This window comes from Streptomyces sp. NPDC058872 (assembly GCF_042743065.1).
Classification (GTDB): Bacteria; Actinomycetota; Actinomycetes; order Streptomycetales; family Streptomycetaceae; genus Streptomyces.
In genome coordinates this window covers 122485-141577 of record NZ_JBHYMK010000010.1, presented here as the reverse complement: position 1 = coordinate 141577, position 19093 = coordinate 122485, and the positions used below count along the sequence as shown (strand labels likewise).

Genomic DNA, 19093 nt, shown 5'->3' with positions numbered 1-19093 from the left:
GATCAGACCGCAGGGGTCTCGGCCAGCTTCTCGCTGTCAGCGAGAGCGGCCAGGAAGCGCTCGGCGTCGAGCGCGGCGGAGCAGCCTGTGCCGGCGGCCGTGATGGCCTGGCGGTAGGTGTGGTCGACGACGTCACCCGCGCCGAACACGCCCGTGACGTTCGTACGCGTCGACGGTGCGGCCACCTTGAGGTAGCCCTCCTCGTCCAGCTCCAGCTGGCCCTTGAAGAGCTCGGTCCGCGGGTCGTGACCAACGGCGATGAAGAGGCCAGTGACGGGGAGCTCTCGGGTTTCTCCGGTCTTTGTGTCACGCAGGGTGAGGCCACTGAGCTTCTGCTCGCCGTGGATCTCGGTGACCTCGCTGTCCCAGGCGAACGAGATCTTCGGGTCGGCGAAGGCACGCTCCTGCATGGCCTTGGAGGCGCGGAGGGCGTCGCGGCGGTGGACGATCGTGACGGACTTGGCGAACCGTGAGAGGAAGGTCGCTTCCTCGATCGCGGTGTCGCCGCCGCCGACGACCGCGATGTCCTGGTCCTTGAAGAAGAACCCATCGCAGGTGGCGCACCAGGAGACGCCACGGCCCGAGAGCGCGTCCTCATTGGGCAGACCGAGCTTGCGGTGCTGGGACCCAGTGGTGACGATCACGGCCTTGGCGCGGTGCACGGTACCGGCAGTGTCGGTGACGGTCTTGATGTCACCGGTCAGGTCCACGGAGATGACGTCGTCGGGGACCAGCTCGGCGCCGAAGCGCTCGGCCTGGGCGCGCATGTTGTCCATCAGGTCCGGACCCATGATTCCGTCACGGAAGCCGGGGAAGTTCTCGACCTCGGTCGTGTTCATCAGGGCGCCACCTGCGGTGACGGCTCCCTCGAAGACCAGGGGCTTCAGCGACGCTCGGGCCGTGTAGAGCGCAGCGGTGTAACCCGCGGGCCCCGAGCCGATGATGATCACGTTACGGACGTCGCTCACGGGTTTCTTCCTCGTCTCTGCAGACTGCCACTGCCTAGGGGGGCGATTGTCTCGGTGGCTCTCACCCCACCCAACGGATCCTAAGGGGCATGCATTCCCGAGACCGCCGCGCGGCACGGCGGCCGAACAGAGAGGGAGGTCAGGAACGGGGATACGTCTGGCTTACCAGGAGCTCGGCGACCGGTTGTCCGTCCTGCCCGGACCCATTGGCGCAGGAGGCAGCAAGTACGTAGGCGCGTACGCGTGTGCTGTCCCCTGGGTCTGCCAGCACGAGGAGGTAGGCGGGTGCTCCCTGATAGTCACCCCGCTCGTACCCGAGCACCTCGTCGCTGCGGCCGGTGCCCGCCAAGACGCACTCGGGAACGTCGCCCGTCCCGCTGCTCCGGGGGGTATTGCCTTCGACCTGAGCCGACGTGGATTCGTTGCTGAGCCCCTGTGGGGTCTTGGGCGCGTGTTCCCCGGCCAGCAGGTCGTGGACACGGTCCTCGATCAGGGCGCCGGAGAAGGAGCCAGTGGCGGCTGCTTCAGTAAGGGTGTCGGCTTTCTCGGTGTCGGCCGATCTGCCGGCAGTCACCGTGCCCGTGTGGCTGAGGTAGAGGCTCGCTCCGAGCAGGACGGCTCCGAAGGCAGCACCGATCGTGGAGAGCAGTGCGATCCGGCGACGACGGGGTGCACGGGAGCGTCCGGGGCCGGTGGTTGCGCGCGGGTGTCCGGCCGGCCGGGTCTGCGTCGGGCGGTCCGTTGCCGGGGCGGGCGCAGTGGGAGAGGGGCCCTCGTCAGAGACAGGCGGTGTTTCACGTGAAACAGGGGTGTTGTCCTCGGGCGAGGTAGCGCTGAGGAGGGCCTCGGCGGCGAGGGCGGCATCGATCCTGCCGGCGATGTCAGCAGGCATCCGGGACGGACCGGGGAGCGTGCCGAGCAAGCTCCGAATCTCTTCCAGGGAGGTCCGTACGTCCCCGCAGAGAGCACAGCCGTCCACATGGCGCCGCACAGCCGCGGAACGGGTCGGTGGGAGCAGTCCCTCGGTCAGGTCGGAGATCTCCGAGACGTCCGGGTGCTGTGTGGTGTCGGCCCTGTCGGCCGTGGAAGTCACGTGCGCCCACCTCCGCCCTTCACAGCAGCTGGATCTGTCGGTCCGGTGTCCTGTGCTCCCGGCACCGGTGGGACGGATGTCCCCGGCGTCCGGTTCCTTCCCCCTTCGGTGGCTTCGTTACCCACAGTGTCGACGCGCAGATGAGTGACCATCGGAAGGAGGCGGGCCCGCCCTCGTGCGCAGCGGCTCTTTACGGTTCCGGTGGGGACGCCGAGGATACGGGCCGCTTCTGCGACCGGATATCCCTGCATGTCGACGAGCACCAGAGCGGCACGCTGGTCTTCGGGGATCGAGGCGAGCGCGGCGAGGACCTGGCGGTGCAGGTCCTGGCGCTCGACGGGGGCTTCGGCTGACTCGTGCGGGTCGAGGAGCTGCTCGAAGCGGTCGGTGTCCTCGACGGGGGAGGTCTTGCGGGAGGCGGACTTGCGAACCCGGTCGAGGCAGGCGTTCACCGTGATGCGGTGCAGCCAGGTCGTAACGGCCGACTGGCCGCGGAAGGTGTGGGCGGCCCGGAAGGCGGAGATCAGCGCGTCCTGGACGGCGTCAGCGGCCTCCTCGCGGTCCCCCAGGGTGCGCAGGGCAACGGCCCACAGCCGGTCTCGGTGGCGTCGCACGAGCTCGCCGAAGGCGTCGGGGTCTCCAGCGACGTGGCGTGCGAGCAGTTCCTCGTCCGTCGCCGTCTGGGGGGCGTCAGCCGCAGGCCCCACGGTTCCCCTCCTCGTTCGGCAGCTGTGCAGGCATTCAAGCCGGTCCATGCCCGGAAGTAAATGAGCGCCGAGCAGGGCTCGGCGCTCATGGGTGGGGCGAGTGGCAGTTACGGGCTCGTCCCCTGGAAGGCGACGTTCGTGATGGCCTGTTTGTAGCCGGCCCCGAAGTACTGGTCACCGCCGGAGTAGGGAAGTGCGGTCAACCAGAGCAGGACGTAGCGCGTCCTGACGGGTGTCTTCGCCTCCGGCTTCGCCGTCGACTCCGAGGTCTCGACCCTGGCGATCTTCTTCATGGTTTCCGGGGTGCCCGAGGGCGACAGGGAGTCGGCCGCGTACAGAGTGACCGTGGTGCTCGGTCCGCCGTAGCGGAACGCTATGGACCCGGACGAGACGTTCTGCTCGCTGCCGAGGTCGTAGACGATGCCGACGCCCTTCTTGTAGGGGGCCAAGACCGGACCCTCAACGAAGGTCTTGGTCCGCCAGTAGGTGGAACCGTCGCCGTCGTAGGTGCTCGAGACCTTGGCAGAGTTCTGCGGGGAGCCGTCAGGGGCGTACTCCCTCGCCGACTGGATGGCGAGCGGCTTCGGGGCTGGGGGCTTCTCGTCGTCGAGGGTCGGCGTGGTGACCGGGCTGCGGTCGTTGGAAGGCTGGTTGAGGAACCGATCGGCGATTTGCCAGCTGCCGAGCCCGAGCGCCGCGATGAGCAGGGCGGCCACGGTCCACTTCAGGACCTTGCCGGTGCGGCTCTGGAACGGGGGAGGCGGGACGACGACCGCTTGGGTGACTGCGGGGTGCGGTTGCGGGCGACCGTAGCTGCCCTGCTGGTAGGTGGTGCGCTGGTACTCGGGCGGGGTCGGGAACTCCGGCTCCGGCGGCTTGACGCGGGGCATCTCCGCGACGGCCTTGGCCAGCTCGTCAGGGGTGGTGCAGGGAGGCTCCTGGCGCGAGGCGGTGGCACCGTCGTTGGCGAGGGCGCGCATGGCGATCTCGGAGAGGCCGCGGTGAACGCCGGCGCGGACCTGGTCCGGCGGCAGCAACCCGATGCCCTTGGGCAGGCCGGAAAGCCCGTGTGCGTCGCTCTCGTACGGCCAGCGCTGGGTGAGTGCGGCGTACAGCAGCGCGCCGATGGCCTCGGTGTCGGTCCGCTGGGGTCGTTCGACGGTGATGCCGCGCAGAGCGGCGTTCACCGCGAGGCCGCGGATCCGGTACTGGCCGGTGGAGCTGCGCAGGACGGCACTCGGGGTGAGCCTCAGATGGGAGAGGCCTTCGCGGTGGGCGGCGGCCATGGCTTGGGAGACCTGGCTGACGAGTTGGTAGGCGTCGTGGGGCTCCAGCGGGCCGGCGGCAAGCAGCGTGGTCAGCTCGGTGGAGTCCGGAATCCACTCGTGCACGACATAGACGAGGTCGTTCTCCTCGACGGCGTCGAGGACCTGGACGAACCGGGGGTCGCCGAGGAGGGCTGAGGAACGCGCCGCGGCCAGCACCGAGCGTGCTCTGGGGTGATCGGCCGGCAGCAGGTGGACCCCGACGGCACGGCGGAGCTTCTCGTCGACGGCACGCCAGCTGCTGAAGCCGTCCAGTCGGGTGACGCACTCCTCCAGCCGGTAGCGCCGGGCCAGCTTGTGGCCGCTGTGCAGTTCCGGTGCCGCAATGGACGGCTGATCGCCGCTCTTTCGTTCGACCGCCTTGCTCCCCGTGACCTCGGCGGTCTTCTCCGCCGCCTTCCGCTCTTCCGCCACCCCGTCGGTCGCGGCCGTGTCCGCCTTGGCGGTCAGCGGGTCGTCACCGCTGTTGTCGGCCACGTCGACGGCAGCCGTGCTACGTTCCGCCACCGTCGTTCCTGCCTCCCCATCCGTTGTGCCATATCCAACAGCCATGCCAATTGTGCCCACAGTTGGACGCTGTGCACGACACGCGGTTCCCGTCGATGGTTGTGCGCGACTGCCGGTTCAGCGTCCCAGGCGTCCGCGAACCATGCCGACCAGGGTGTTCAGCTCCGTGATCCGCATGCGCTTCGCCGCGACGAAGAAGACGCCGAGGAGGACCGCACCGCCGATCACCAGAGCGACGAGCGAGCCCAGGGCCCCCTCGCCGAGCAGCTTCAGCAGACCGAAGCCGGCTGCGCCGGCGACGATGGCGGCGGGCACGGAGGCCATGCAGAGCCGTGCGTACGTTCGGAGGACCTGGGTGCCGTCCAGATCGCCGCCGAGGCGCTTGCTGAGCCGACGCCATGCGATGCCGACGCCGACGGCGTAGGCGAGCCCGTAGGAGGCGGCCATGCCGACGACGGCCCACTGGGCGGGCAGGACGACGTAGCAGAGTGCCGAGGCGGCTGCGTTGACGGCGGCAACGATCACCGTGTTGTAGAAGGGCGTCCGGGTGTCTTCGTAGGCGTAGAAGCCGCGCAGCACGACGTACTGGACGGAGTAGGGGATCAGACCGAGGCCGAAGGCCATCAGGATGAAGCCCATGCCCTGGGCTGCCTCGATGCCGCTGGAGGCGTAGAGCAAGGTGCACATCGGCACGCCGAGGGCCAGGAAGGCGAAGGAGACCGGGACGATCGCCACGGCCGAGTTGCGCAGGCCCTGTGAGATGTCGTCCCGGACGGCGCCGGGGTCGTCGTCGTGTGCGGCGCGGGAGATCCGCGGCAACAGCGCGGCCATGACGGACACCGTGATGATGGCCTGCGGCATGCCCCAGATCAGCTGGGCGTTGGAGTAGGCGAGGAAACCGGCACCGTTCTTCCCGGACGCCTCACCGGCGGCCGTGGCGAGCTGGGTGACGACCAGGACTCCCGCCTGGTTGGCGAGCACGAAGAGGACGGTCCACTTCGCCAGCTTCACCGTCTTGCCCAGTCCGTGGCCCTTCCAGTCGAAGCGGGGGCGGAAGCGGAACCCCGTCTCGCGCAGGTACGGGACCATCGCCACGGCCTGGACGACCAGGCCGAGCAGGGTGCCGATGCCCAGCAGACGAACGCCCTCGTCGGGGATGGTCTGCACACCCATGTGGGACTCGGCAGAGGTGCCGTAGACCCAGATGAACAGGCCGAAGGTGACGATCATGACGATGTTGTTGAGGACCGGGGTCCACATCATCGCGCCGAACTTGCCACGGGCGTTCAGGATCTGGCCCATCACCACGTGCACGCCCATGAAGAAGATCGTGGGCAGGCAGTAGCGGGCGAAGGTCACGGCCACGCTGTTTGCTGCGGCGTCGTCGGCGATGGTGTTCGACATCAGCCGGATCAGCAGTGGCGCTGCGAAGACGGCCACGGCCACGATGAGGCCGAGTGCCACCATGACCAGGGTCAGCAGACGGTTGGCGTAGGCCTCGCCGCCGTCCTCGTCGTTCTTCATGGAACGGACGAGTTGGGGCACGAAAACCGAGTTGAGGCCACCGCCGACGGTGAGGATGTAGATCATCGTCGGCAGGGTGTAGGCGATGGTGAACGTGTCGCCGAGCAGGGCCGCGCCGAGAGCACCGGTGATCACCAGACTGCGGACGAAACCGGTGAGTCGTGAGACCAGGGTGCCGGCCGCCATCACGGCGCTCGACTTCAGCAGTCCCGAAGCGCGGCCCGACTTCTTGGGGGCGGGTGTGGGCAGGGGGTCCGGCTCCGGGGCGGGCGGAGGCACCTGACCGGGCGCCTGCTGGTCCCGGTACAAGTGTGCGAACGCGTCCGGCTCGGGCGTCTCCTCGCTGGCCCGGGTCACCAGGTCGTCGACCCCGGTGAACTGCACCGTGCGGGCGTCGTCCCCGTACGGCAGGTGGCGCGAGGGGCCGTCCGGCTCGGGTGCCGGGGTCTGGGCCCACACCCGGGGGTCGGGGGCGTGCTGGGAAGCGGCCGGCTGCTGGTAGAGCGCCTGGGGGTCCTGGTAGGTGCCGGGCGGGGGCGGCGGGTGCGCGGCGCGGTCGTAGAGCGCCTCGGCCACCGGGTCCTGCGCGGACACGTCCTGGGACCGGTAGGGGTCATGGGCGAAGGCGTCCTGGACGTAGGGGTCCTGGGCGTACGGGTTCTGCCCGTAGGGATCCTGCCCCTGCGGCCCGTGGGCGCCTTGCTGCGAAGGGGGCACCGGGGGGTGGCCGGAACCGGGAGGCGGCACGGGCGTCCCACCGGACGGCGCGTGGCCGCCCGTGCCCTGGCCGCGGTCACCGTCGTACGGCGCGTTCATGGTTACCCCACCTCATCGTTTCCGGCCAACCGGCCACGACATCGCTCAACGGTCCACTTTCTCACCCGGGCCCGACGGGTCGCCGCTTTCGGCTCCGGTGTCCGATGTCGGGTCACTCGGCTGCGCGGGTCCGTTGCGGGTGGGATCTTCTTCGGCGGGCAGGTCCCGACCGAGCTCCTTCTCCTCCGGTCCGTCCGACGCGGTGCCGTCCGACGGAACGTCCTCGGACGTTCCGGACTCCGGGGCGCTTTCTCCCCCGGTCGTCCCTGCTGCCTCGGCTTCGGCGTTCCGGGCAGCCACCCGCTTGCGCTGGCTGTACATCCGCACACCGGCGAGGACGAGGAGGAGGACACCGCCGGCGATCACCAGCATCACCGTGGGAGTGATCTCGGAGACCCGCACGGTGAAGGACATGGGCTGACCGTACGGCGTTCCGTCTTCGGTGTAGAGCTGCGCCGTCATCGGTACCTGGCCGTTGACATTGGCCGAGGCGGTGAACTTCACCGACTGGCTGTGCCCGGCGCTGACCTTCACGGGGAGCTCGGTGTACCGGGCGCCGTTGAGCTCCAACCTGCTCTTGTTGGGAGAGGTGAGGCGCAGCACCAGATGGTCCACTCCCTGGAGCAGCTGGTTCTGGACGGTCACGGGGATCGTCGCGCTCCGGCCGGAGAGGGTGAGGTCCGACTTGTCGACGAGTTGGACGCCCTTGGTCAGCTTCTGCAGATAGTTCAGGACGTTGTCCCGGTAGATGGCGGAAGCCCGGGGCTCACCGCGCCAAGAGGTCGACATCTCGCGGTTGATCGCGTTGCCGAACGGCGGCACGACGCGTTCCGGCTGCGTCAAGATGATCTTGAAGTCGTTCAGCTCGTCCTGAGTCGTCTTCATGTCGCGGAAGGCCTGGACCGGAAGTTCCTGCTCACGCAGTTGCTTCGGGTAACGGGAACTGCTCGGCACCGTGGTGGAGGCGTCCGGGTCCGGCTTGGTCGCGGCAGCCGCGAGGAGGTCGCTCGGCTGGGACCAGCGCCGGCCCGAGAGGCCGCGCAGCGCGGTCGCCATCGACTGTGCCTGGGCCGCGGTCGGGACCCGCTGCGGTGCGACCACGATGCTCCGCTGGTCCTCCGGCCGTTCCAGGGTGATGGCCAACGACTGGGCGAGGAATTCCTGGACCGCGAGCGTAGAGTTCTCCGCGCGGACCATGTCTCCTTCGAAGGCGGTGGACAGGAGGGCGTCGCTGACCACGGCCGTGGTGCTCCCGCTGCCCAGCGGGCGGGCCGCCGTCGCCGTGTAGGGGAGCTCGTCGCGCACGCTGTCGCTGCGGGCGATGACCGTGTCGGCACCCGCAGAGGTGGCGACCGACACGATGGACGGGTCGACGGCACCGTTGACCGGCCAGGCGACGCCAGTGGACGGCTCTACGTGGAGGACGGTTTCGACCGTCACGCTTGCCAGGGTGGTCGCCGACTGGAGGTGCCTGAGAGAGCCGGGCACGTCCTTGCCCCGATGGGCCAGGGAGGCCAGGTCGGGGTCGGCGAAGGGAAGGGCTACGACCTTGCGCCCCTGAACGGCTTTCTCCAGCTCACCCAGCCACTGCTCGGCTGCGGCTTGGTTCTTTCCGGGGACGTTCCGGTCCCCGTCCTTGACGCGGTACCCGTTCGCCATGGCGTCGACGGAGGCCAGCAGATCCGGATCGATCACCCAGGTCACCGGAAGGTCCTTGCCCAGGGAGACCAGCTGTTCCAGTCGCCCGCCCGGCCGCAACTCGGCCGCCAGGTCATCGTCCTCGAAGACCGGTGTCTGCTGATCGTCCGTGGCCGTCTCCGCCGAGACGTGCGCGGAGCCGATCAGCGGCCAGAGGTAGGTGAGCTGGGTCTTCTTCTCCGTGGCTTCGGGCTGGTACGGCAGGAAGGTCCGCTCGATGCCGAGCACCCGGTCGTACCGCTTGTCCGAGGTCTGCCCGGTGAGGGAGACGCCCAACTGGTAGACGCCCTCCTTGTCGAATCCGAGCTTGGAGACGGGTACCGACAGGGAGAACTCTGCGCTCAGGCCGGCGCCGAGGCGGGGGATCTCAAGGGTGGGTGCGCCGCTCAGGGGAGCCGGGTCGCTGTCGCTCCGGTAACCGGTGCGCCGTGTGACCTGGTCGATCTCGCTGCGGCTCGTCATCTGTGGTCCGACGCGCAGATTCACGGTTGCGTCGGTGATGGCCTTCTTGCCCCGGTTGGTCAACGTGCCGGTGACGGTGACGGTGTCCCCTTCGACGGGCGCGCTGGGCGTCAGCGTGTCGAGGGACACATCGACGGTCTTGGAACCGGTGCCGTCTTCGGCCGCCCTCGCCGGGGAGGAAGCGACGGGCGCCTGGAGCAGGCCGGCGAGGAGCGGTGCCCCGAAGGCGACGGTGACCGTACGCCGCAGCCATCGGCGGGCAGGTGAGGGACGGGTTCCCTGGATGTCTGCCGCCTCGGCCACGCCTCGCCCGTCCTCGTCGTTGTCTGTGGTGTCGGTGGTTGCTCGGTTGCTGTGTCCAGGCATGGTAACGAGGCTTGCTGGGAGCAAGTGCCGGGGACTGCTCCAGGTGATGGGCGTGGGCGTGCTGCCCGGGGTAAAACGGTGGCGTCGGGGCGATCCGGGGCACGTACCCTCTTCTGTTGTGCCGAACGCCAACGAAGACACCCCGACTGAACTGAGCCAGGTGCAGCGCCGCGCGGTCAGTGAACTGCTGCGCGTGTCGCCCGTCGCCGACGATCTCGCCCGCCGTTTCCAAGAGGCCGGGTTCAGCCTCGCGCTGGTTGGCGGCTCGGTACGGGACGCGTTGCTCGGGCGGCTCGGCAACGACCTGGACTTCACCACCGACGCCCGCCCCGAGGACGTGCTGAAGATCGTCCGCCCGTGGGCCGACGCGGTGTGGGAGGTGGGCATTGCCTTCGGGACGGTCGGCTCCCAGAAGGAGGGCTACCAGATCGAGGTCACGACGTACCGCTCGGAGGCGTACGACCGGACCTCGCGGAAGCCCGAGGTGTCCTATGGCGAGTCCATCGAGGAAGACCTCGTTCGGCGTGACTTCACCGTCAACGCCATGGCCGTTGCCCTCCCCGAGAAGGACTTCATCGATCCGTACGGTGGTCTGGAAGACCTTGCGGCCAGGATCCTGCGGACCCCCGGCACACCGGAGGAGTCCTTCTCCGACGACCCCCTGCGCATGATGAGGGCCGCCCGGTTCGCCGCGCAGCTGGATTTCGAGGTTGCCCCCGAGGTCGTCACCGCCATGAAGGAGATGTCCGGTCGCATCGAGATCGTCTCCGCCGAGCGGGTCCGTGAGGAGCTCAACAAACTGCTGCTCTCGACCCACCCCAGGAAGGGGCTCGGGCTCCTCGTGGAAACGGGGCTCGCCGAGCACGTGATGCCCGAGCTGCCGGCTCTGCGGCTGGAGAGCGATGAGCACCACCGCCACAAGGACGTCTATGAGCACTCCCTGACCGTCCTGGAGCAGGCGATCGGCCTGGAGGAGAACGGCCCCGACCTGGTGCTGCGGCTTGCCGCCCTTCTCCATGACATCGGCAAGCCCCGCACTCGCCGTTTCGAGAAGGACGGCCGCGTCTCCTTCCACCACCACGAGGTGGTGGGCGCGAAGATGACCAAGAAGCGCATGACCGCGCTCAAGTACTCCAACGAGATGATCAAGGACGTCTCGCGTCTCGTGGAGCTGCACCTGCGCTTCCACGGCTATGGAAGCGGCGAGTGGACCGACTCGGCGGTGCGTCGTTACGTCCGTGATGCGGGGCCCCTGCTCTCCCGTCTGCACAAGTTGACCCGCTCCGATTGCACCACGCGCAACAAGCGCAAGGCGGCGGCGCTCTCCCGGACCTATGACGGTCTGGAGGAGCGGATCGCCCAGCTCCAGGAGCAGGAGGAGCTGGACGCGATCCGCCCCGACCTCGACGGCAATCAGATCCAGGAGATCCTGGGCATCGGCCCCGGTCCTGCCATTGGCCAGGCGTACAAGTTCCTGCTGGAGCTCCGTTTGGAGAACGGGCCGATGGAGCACGATCGGGCCGTCGTCGCCCTCAAGGAGTGGTGGGAAGCGCGGGGCTGAGCCCAAGCGCTGTTCGTGCGGGGTCGTGTTTCACGTGAAACACGACCCCGTCTGCTCACGGAGGGTGATGTTTCACGTGAAACATCACCCTTTCTTGTGTTCCCGGTACAGGGTGAGGGCGATCGCCGCGTAGATCGCGGCCACCAGGACGATCAACAGCGGCGACCGTCCGTCGGGCGGCAGCATCAGGGCCGCGACGCCTGCCGCGCCCACGAAGGCGACATTGAACAGCACGTCGTAGAGGGAGAAGATCCGTCCTCGGTAGGCGTCGTCCACTGCCGTCTGGACGACGGTGTCCGTGGCGATCTTCGCGCCCTGGGTGGTGAGCCCGAGGAAGAAGGCGGCGACGAGGAACGGTGTCGGGGCGAAGGTGAGGCCGAGCGCCGGTTCCAGCACGGCAGCCGTCGCCGTGCACACGATCATCCAGCCGAAGGGGCCGAACCGTCCGACCGCCCAGGGGGAGAGGACGGCGGCTGCGAAGAAGCCGGCACCCGAAGCCGCGACGGCGAGTCCGAGGAGGCCGAGCCCCTCTGATTCGGTGGAGCTCCAGGCGTAGCGGCTGAGCATGAGGACGATGACGAGCAGGGCACCGTAGCAGAAGCGCATGAGGGCCACTGCCGCGAGGGCCCGGGCAGCGTCCCGTCGCTCGGCGAGGTGCCGCAGTCCCGCGAGCAGGCCTCGGGCCGTCGACTTCACGGCGGAGGCAAGGGGCTGGGGAACGAGGCCGGGGTCGGGACCGAGGAGTTCCCGTGACATTCGCAGGGAGGCGAGGCCGGCGCAGAGGTAGAGCACGGCGCCGAAGGTCACGACGACCGCGTCGGAGTCGTCGGAGAGCAAGCGGACGCCGAAGGCGAGGCCGCCGCCGAGGGTTGCGGCGAGGGTGCCGGCCGTGGGCGAGAGGGAGTTCGCCACGACGAGGCGCTCGTCGTCGACGACCCGTGGAAGCGAGGCCGAGAGCCCGGCGAGTACGAAGCGGTTGACGGCGGTGACGGAGAGGGCGGAGCCGTAGAAGAGCCAGTCCGGTACGGAAGCGAGGACCAGGACGGCGGTGCCACAGGCGAGCAGGGCGCGCAGAAGGTTTCCGTACAGGAAGACCTGGCGCCGCTGCCAGCGGTCGAGGAACACTCCGGCGAAGGGGCCGACGAGTGAGTACGGGAGCAGGAGCACCGCCATGGCGGAGGCGATCGCGGTGGGCGAGGTCTGCTTCTCGGGGGAGAAGACGACGTACGTGGCCAGGGCCACCTGGTAGACGCCGTCGGCGCACTGGGAGAGCAGCCGGACGGCGAGCAGTCGGCGGAAGTTCGTCAGGCGCAGGAGTACGCGCAGATCACGTACGACGGACATGGCAGCAAGACTCACATACGAAGAGGGTCCCCGGGCAGTGCCGCGGGGACCCTCGATCGACAGGAGAGGGGCGCTTTAGCGCTCGACCTCACCCTTGATGAACTTCTCGACGTTGGCGAGGGCCTCGTCGTCGAAGTACTGCACCGGCGGGGACTTCATGAAGTACGAGGAGGCCGAGAGGATCGGGCCACCGATGCCGCGGTCCTTGGCGATCTTCGCAGCGCGCAGGGCGTCGATGATGACACCCGCGGAGTTCGGGGAGTCCCACACCTCGAGCTTGTACTCCAGGTTCAGCGGGACGTCACCGAAGGCGCGGCCCTCCAGGCGGACGTACGCCCACTTGCGGTCGTCCAGCCAGGCCACGTAGTCCGACGGGCCGATGTGGACGTTCTTGTCGCCCAGCTCGCGGTCCGGGATCTGCGAGGTGACGGCCTGGGTCTTGGAGATCTTCTTGGACTCCAGGCGGTCGCGCTCCAGCATGTTCTTGAAGTCCATGTTGCCGCCGACGTTGAGCTGCATCGTGCGCTCAAGACGGACACCGCGGTCCTCGAACAGCTTCGCCATCACACGGTGCGTGATGGTCGCGCCCACCTGGGACTTGATGTCGTCGCCGACGATCGGGACGCCCGCCTCGGTGAACTTGTCCGCCCACTCCTTGGTGCCGGCGATGAAGACCGGAAGGGCGTTGACGAAGGCGACCTTGGCGTCGATGGCGCACTGGGCGTAGAACTTCGCCGCGTCCTCGGAGCCGACGGGCAGGTAGCAGACGAGGACGTCGACCTCGCGGTCCTTGAGGACCTGGACGACGTCGACCGGCTCCTCGGCGGACTCCTCGATGGTCTGGCGGTAGTACTTGCCGAGACCGTCGAGCGTGTGACCGCGCTGGACCGTGATGCCCTTGTTCGGGACGTCACAGATCTTGATGGTGTTGTTCTCGCTGGCGCCGATCGCGTCGGAGAGGTCGAGGCCGACCTTCTTGGCGTCGACGTCGAAGGCGGCGACGAACTCCACGTCACCGACGTGGTACTCGCCGAACTGGACGTGCATCAGGCCGGGCACCTTGGTCGCCGGGTCGGCGTCCTTGTAGTACTCGACGCCCTGCACCAGCGAGGCGGCGCAGTTGCCCACGCCGACGATGGCTACGCGAACCGAACCCATTCCGGTTGCTCCCTGTGTGATCGTGGAAGCCCTGCTGTGCGCAGGGTTTCACTTGGCGGTGTCATCGGACGGATCCGGCCGGGTACTGCCCCCGTGCCGGGGCAGGCCGCCCGTTTCTCCAGAATCGTTGTCGTGCAGAGCGGGGGTCTCGGGACCGGATCGCTGATCCCGTCCCGCCCGCTCGCTCTCGATGAGCTCGTTCAGCCAGCGCACTTCGCGCTCCACGGACTCCATGCCGTGGCGCTGTAGCTCAAGCGTGTAGTCGTCCAGGCGCTCCCGCGTCCGTACCAGGGAGGCGCGCATCTTCTCCAGACGCTCCTCCAGCCGGCTGCGACGGCCCTCCAGGACGCGCATCCGCACCTCGCGCTCGGTCTGCCCGAAGAAGGCGAAGCGAGCTGCGAAGTGTTCGTCCTCCCAGGCATCCGGACCGGTGTGGGAGAGGAGCTCCTCGAAGTGCTCCTTACCTGCCGGGGTCAGCCGGTAGACGATCTTGGCGCGGCGTCCTGCGAGGGAAGCGGCGAGGGCTTCCTCGGGGGCGCTGCCCGGTTCCTCGATCAACCAGCCGTTGGCGACCAGCGTCTTGAGGCAGGGGTACAGCGTCCCGTAGCTGAAGGCCCGGAAGACGCCCAGCGAGGTGTTGAGGCGTTTCCGCAGTTCGTACCCGTGCATGGGGGCCTCGCGCAGCAGACCGAGGACGGCGAATTCGAGGATGCCGGAGCGTCTGCTCATTCGTCGTCTCCTCCTCTGCTTCGGGGGCCTTATGCCGCACTGATGTATCGAGTCGATACATCAGCACGATAGAACGGCCTCTCCGTCTCGACAAGCGGACCCACCGTGACCGGCATCACATCACCAATTCATGACGATCGAGTTGCCCGATTTGAGGTGAAGTTCAGCTCTAGGAGGGTTTTGGCCGTGCGTAGTCTGTGCGGCATGCAGACCACCGGGAACCGAGCGATGCCCTGGGGCGTCAGTGCTGCGGGTGACCGGCTGCGGTACGGGGGGACCTCCGATGGGGCCCCGTCCGTGCGCATTTCGGGGGGACCGGAACTCAACTGCCGCTTCCAGGCGTACGCGCCTGCCCGAGGAGTAGTCGTTCGATGAGCGAGCATCGTCGCAAAATGCCGCCGCAGCAGCCGCCGACGGGCGGTCGCGCGGCGGCACGGCGCGCTGCCCAACAGCCGATGGGCCGCATGCCGGCCCCGGCCCATGACGTCGGTACGGAGGCCCCCTCGGCCTCGTACGGACCGCCCTCTTCCTACGGAGAGGAGCAACGCCCCTACGGGGGGCGTGCCGAGGCCCGTCGAGCCGCCCAGCGCGGCAGTCGGCGGAGAGGCGCCGACTCCGGCCCCGGTGGGACCGGTGGAGGTCGCCGCGGTGGTGGCGGCGGTGGTGGCGGACGCGGCAGCGGTGGCCCCGGGCGGGGCTCCGGCGGCAGGCCCCCGGGCAAGAAGCGGATCATCGACTACCCGCGTCACAACAAGTACGGCTGGCGTCGCTGGATGCCGTCGTGGAGGCTCGTGACGGGCACCTTCCTCTTCTTCTGTGCTTCGGTGATGGGCGCCGCCGCGTTCGCGTACTCGCGGGTGGACGTCCCCAACGAGGCCGAGACCGCGACCTCGCAGAACAACATCTACTACTGGGCCGACGGGTCCCGCATGGTCGCGACGGGCAGCGGCACCAACCGCCAGATCGTCAAGTTCGAGCAGATCCCCGAGGCCATGCAGGACGCGGTGATCTCGGCGGAGAACAAGACCTTCTGGGAGGACTCCGGGGTCGATCCCATGGGCATCGGCCGTGCCGTGTGGAACATGGCCATGGGCGGTCAGACCCAGGGCGGTTCGACCATCACCCAGCAGTACGTGAAGAACAACCGCCTGGACGACCAGTCGCAGACCGTCACCCGGAAGGTGAAGGAACTCTTCATCTCCATGAAGGTCGGCAACGAGGTCACCAAGCAAGAAGTCATGGCCGGTTACCTGAACACCTCGTACTACGGACGTGGTGCGTACGGCATCCAGGCGGCGGCCCGCGCGTACTTCAACAAGGACGTGGAGAAGCTCAACCCCAGCGAGTCGGCGGTGCTCGCCGCGGTGCTGAAGGGCGCGACCTACTACGACCCGGCCGGCTATCCGGACGTCGACCCCAGTGCCACCGCCCAGGCGAACACCGAGCGCCTCACCAAGCGGTGGAAGTGGATCCTCGACGAGATGCAGAAGGACGGGCACATCTCGGCCGAGGAGCGGGCGAAGTACACCGCCCTCCCCAAGGTGCAGAAGATCAAGAAGAGTGCCAACCTGAGCGGCCAGATCGGCTACCTGGTGAGCACGGCCAACCTCAACATGAAGAACGAGTTCGACATCAGCGAGGCCGAGCTCGAGCGCGGCGGCTACGAGATCCACACCACCTTCGAGAAGTCGAAGGTGGACAAGATGGAGCAGGTGATCAAGAACGTCATCAAGGAGAACATCGACCCGAAGAAGCGCCCCAAGGAGGACTCGCACGTCCAGTTCGGCGGCGCGTCCGTCGACACGGCGACCGGGAAGATCGTCGCCATCTACGGCGGCGTCGACGCCACCAAGCACTTCCGCAGCAACGCCGACAACACCGGTGCCCAGGTCGGATCGACCTTCAAGCCCTTCGTGCTCGCCGCCGCGATGACGGACGGCGTGCGGGACCCGGAGCTCGGTCCGCAGCAGGACGCGTCCGAGCGCACGATCCTCGACCCGGACAAGAGCCTCTACAACGGCAAGGACGACCTGGCGATCCGCAAGTACAACGGGGACATCTGGCGCGACGACAAGGGCAACGAGTGGCGTCAGAGCAACGACGAGGACGCCAGCTACGGCGACATCTCGCTGCGCTACGCCATGATGAAGTCCGCCAACTCGCCGTATGTGCAACTCGGCATGGACGTCGGCATCGACAAGGTGCGCAACGCGGCCGTCAAGGCCGGCGTCCGCGAGGACTCCCTGGTCAAGGGCGACTTCCCCTCCTTCTCCCTCGGTGTCTCCAGCCCGAGCGCCATCCGCATGGCCGGCGCGTACGCGACCTTCGCCAACCAGGGCGAGCAGAACGACCCCTACTCCGTCGAGAAGGTGATGCGGAACGGCTCCGTCGTCAACGAGCACCATGCCGATCCCACGAGGGCCTTCAGCCCGGCGGTCGCCAACAACGTCACCGACGTGCTGCGGAGCGTCGTCGCGGACGACCGGGGCACCGGCCGCAAGGCACGGCTCCCCGGCCGTGACGTGGCCGGCAAGACCGGTACGACCGACGACAACATGTCGGCCTGGTTCGTGGGCTACACGGCCCAGCTGGCGACCGCGATCGACATGTACCGCTTCGACGACGACGAGACGAAGCCGGACCGCACGTTCGAGTCGATGTACGGCACGGGCAACCAGCCCACGATCCACGGTTCGTCGTTCCCCTCGCGGATCTGGCGCGAGTACATGATGGACGCGGTCGAGGGCATGCCCAAGGTCGACTTCCCCGAGCCGGAGAAGCTGGAGGGCGCCAAGGCGATCTTCGGCGGTGGTGCGGAGAGCCCGACGCCGACGCCGACGGACTCTCCGACGCCCACCGAGTCGGCCAGCCCGACGCCCACCGAGTCGGCCAGCCCGACGACCACTCCTCCGGGACAGACCAAGACGCCGAAGCCCGGCAAGACGACCTGCAGCGTCTGGGACTTCAACTGCAACAACCCCGGCGACCCCGGTGGGAACACTGGTGAGCCCACTCCCACGGATCCGACGCCTACGGACTCGCCGACGCCGACGGACTCGCCGACGGACAGCTCCGGCGGCAACGGCAACGGCAGACCCGGGGGCGGGACGCCCTGATCCCGCAGTCCGGCGCCTGACCGGGCAATCCACCGAGGGCCGTCGCGGCCGTCCCGTACCTTCCGTACGGAACGACCGCGGCGGCCCTCGCCGTTTTCCCGGGGACGTACGGCAGGATGTCCCCCATGCCGAGCCTCCAGAAGTCGAGCGCACCGCGAGACCGCGCACAGACGGTCGTTCCCACCCACCGGGACGAGGTGGCCGCCGCGGGCAGCGAGCTGATCGGTGGCCCCTACGGCCGTCGGGCGGCGCGGAACACCGGACAGTTGACGCCGGTGCGGGTGATCGCACTGGTGGCCCTCGGCATGTACGCCCTCGGCATGGTGCAGAAGCTGCCCTGCTACAACTGGGCCTGGTTCCGGGGCGCCACCTCCCAGTACACCCACGCCTGCTACTCGGACATCCCCCACCTCTTCGCCGGGCGGGGCTTCGCGGACGGCCTGGTCCCCTACTTCGACCGGTTGGGCGGCGACATACCGTTCCTGGAGTACCCGGTCCTGACCGGCCTCTTCATGGAGGTCGCGTCCTGGCTGACACCGGGCGGCGGTGACCTGACGCAGCGGGAGCAGGCGTACTGGCTGGTCAACGCCGGCCTGCTGATGGTCTGCGCCGCCGTACTCGCGGTCTGTGTGACCCGGACGCACCGGCTGCGCCCCTGGGACGGCCTCCTGGTCGCCCTGGCGCCCGCGGTGGCGCTCACCGCCACGATCAACTGGGACCTGCTGGCCGTCGCGCTGACCGCCGCCGCCGTCTTCATGTGGTCACGGAGCCGGCCGCTGGCCTTCGGCGTCCTGCTCGGCCTGGCGACCGCTGCCAAGTTCTACCCGATACTGCTCCTCTGCCCGCTGCTGCTGCTCTGCTGGCGGGCCGGCAAATGGCGGGCGTACGGGACCGCGCTGCTCGGCTTCGCGGGTGCCTGGCTGGTCGTGAACCTGCCGGTGATGTTGCTCGCGCCGGAGGGATGGAAGCAGTTCTACCTCTTCAGCCGGGACCGGAACGTCGATTTCGGTTCGATCTGGCTGCTGGTCAGCCAACGGACGGGAGACGCGATCCCGCCGGGCCGGGCCAACCTGTACGCGCTGCTGCTGGTGGCGGTCGCGGTGGCCGGACTCGCCTTCCTGGCCTTCACCGCCCCCCGCCGGCCCCGCTTCGCCCAGTTGGCCTTCCTGGTCGTCGCCGCCTTCGTGCTGACCAACAAGGTCTACTCGCCGCAGTACGTCCTCTGGCTGGTCCCCCTGGCCGTGCTCGCCCGTCCCCGCTGGCGCGACTTCCTGATCTGGCAGGCCTGCGAGGTCACGTACTTCCTCGGCATCTGGATGTACCTGGCCTTCACCACGGGCGGCAACAAGCAGGGCCTGCCGATGGAGGGCTACCAGTTCGCGATCGTGCTCCACCTGCTCGGCACGCTCTACCTGTGCGCGATGGTCGTGCACGACGTCCTCGTGCCGGAGAAGGACCCGGTCCGGCAGGACGGTGCGGACGATCCCTCGGGGGGCGTCCTGGACAGCGCCGAGGACGTCTTCGTGGCGGGCAGGGCCGCCCGGCAGGCCCGACACGCCGCTCCGGCGGCGGTGGAGGGCCCACGGGTGAGCTGGGGCGTCCGGGACGCCCCAGACGTCCCGGACGCCCCAGACCACCCGTGGGGCGCACCCGAGGAGCCGGGCGGGCCGTCGGCCACCCCCGGGGAGCAGCGCTCCCGGGGGTGAGCGGATCCGGCCG

12 protein-coding genes are annotated in these 19093 nt (G+C 68.6%); 3 read left to right on the top strand and 9 right to left on the bottom strand.

What is annotated here, in order from left to right; translation table 11 throughout:
- Positions 1 to 2: 2 nt before the first annotated feature.
- From trxB to ACFW22_RS09010, 6 genes are all read right to left on the bottom strand, one after another.
- Complete coding sequence (gene trxB / locus ACFW22_RS09035) at positions 3 to 968, bottom strand: thioredoxin-disulfide reductase (RefSeq protein ID WP_386400809.1); 966 nt, start codon at positions 966 to 968, stop codon at positions 3 to 5.
- Between the two features lie 139 nt (positions 969 to 1107).
- A complete protein-coding gene (locus ACFW22_RS09030; RefSeq protein WP_386400807.1) occupies positions 1108 to 2061 on the bottom strand; it encodes a hypothetical protein in 954 nt (317 codons plus the stop codon).
- Entirely contained in the window at positions 2058 to 2768 is a 711-nt protein-coding gene (gene sigM / locus ACFW22_RS09025) for an RNA polymerase sigma factor SigM (RefSeq protein WP_386400805.1), read from the bottom strand. Before sigM ends, ACFW22_RS09030 begins: the two co-directional genes overlap by 4 nt.
- A gap of 107 nt (positions 2769 to 2875) precedes the next feature.
- Entirely contained in the window at positions 2876 to 4600 is a 1725-nt protein-coding gene (locus ACFW22_RS09020; protein WP_386400803.1) for a protein kinase family protein, read from the bottom strand.
- Between the two features lie 117 nt (positions 4601 to 4717).
- The gene (gene murJ / locus ACFW22_RS09015) at positions 4718 to 6940 is read right to left on the bottom strand and encodes a murein biosynthesis integral membrane protein MurJ (protein ID WP_386400800.1); all 2223 of its coding nucleotides are present in this window, start codon (positions 6938 to 6940) and stop codon (positions 4718 to 4720) included.
- A gap of 45 nt (positions 6941 to 6985) precedes the next feature.
- Entirely contained in the window at positions 6986 to 9403 is a 2418-nt protein-coding gene (locus ACFW22_RS09010) for a DUF6049 family protein (protein WP_386400867.1), read from the bottom strand.
- Positions 9404 to 9584: 181 nt separating this feature from the next.
- Here ACFW22_RS09010 and ACFW22_RS09005 point away from each other — a divergent pair, with 181 nt between their 5' ends.
- Positions 9585 to 11027, top strand: a complete 1443-nt coding sequence (locus ACFW22_RS09005) for a CCA tRNA nucleotidyltransferase (RefSeq protein ID WP_386400798.1) — start codon at positions 9585 to 9587, stop codon at positions 11025 to 11027.
- Between the two features lie 84 nt (positions 11028 to 11111).
- Here the strand turns inward: ACFW22_RS09005 and ACFW22_RS09000 are convergent, their stop codons facing one another.
- The 3 genes from ACFW22_RS09000 to ACFW22_RS08990 form a co-directional block, all read right to left on the bottom strand.
- A complete protein-coding gene (locus tag ACFW22_RS09000) occupies positions 11112 to 12371 on the bottom strand; it encodes an MFS transporter (RefSeq protein WP_386400796.1) in 1260 nt (419 codons plus the stop codon).
- A gap of 75 nt (positions 12372 to 12446) precedes the next feature.
- Complete coding sequence (locus ACFW22_RS08995; protein WP_386400793.1) at positions 12447 to 13529, bottom strand: inositol-3-phosphate synthase; 1083 nt, start codon at positions 13527 to 13529, stop codon at positions 12447 to 12449.
- A 48-nt stretch (positions 13530 to 13577) separates the two neighbouring features.
- Entirely contained in the window at positions 13578 to 14258 is a 681-nt protein-coding gene (locus ACFW22_RS08990; RefSeq protein ID WP_386400791.1) for a helix-turn-helix transcriptional regulator, read from the bottom strand.
- A 371-nt stretch (positions 14259 to 14629) separates the two neighbouring features.
- Here ACFW22_RS08990 and ACFW22_RS08985 point away from each other — a divergent pair, with 371 nt between their 5' ends.
- Entirely contained in the window at positions 14630 to 17374 is a 2745-nt protein-coding gene (locus ACFW22_RS08985) for a transglycosylase domain-containing protein (protein ID WP_386400789.1), read from the top strand.
- 125 nt (positions 17375 to 17499) lie between these two features.
- Positions 17500 to 19080, top strand: a complete 1581-nt coding sequence (locus ACFW22_RS08980) for a glycosyltransferase family 87 protein (RefSeq protein ID WP_386400787.1) — start codon at positions 17500 to 17502, stop codon at positions 19078 to 19080.
- Positions 19081 to 19093 lie beyond the last annotated feature (13 nt).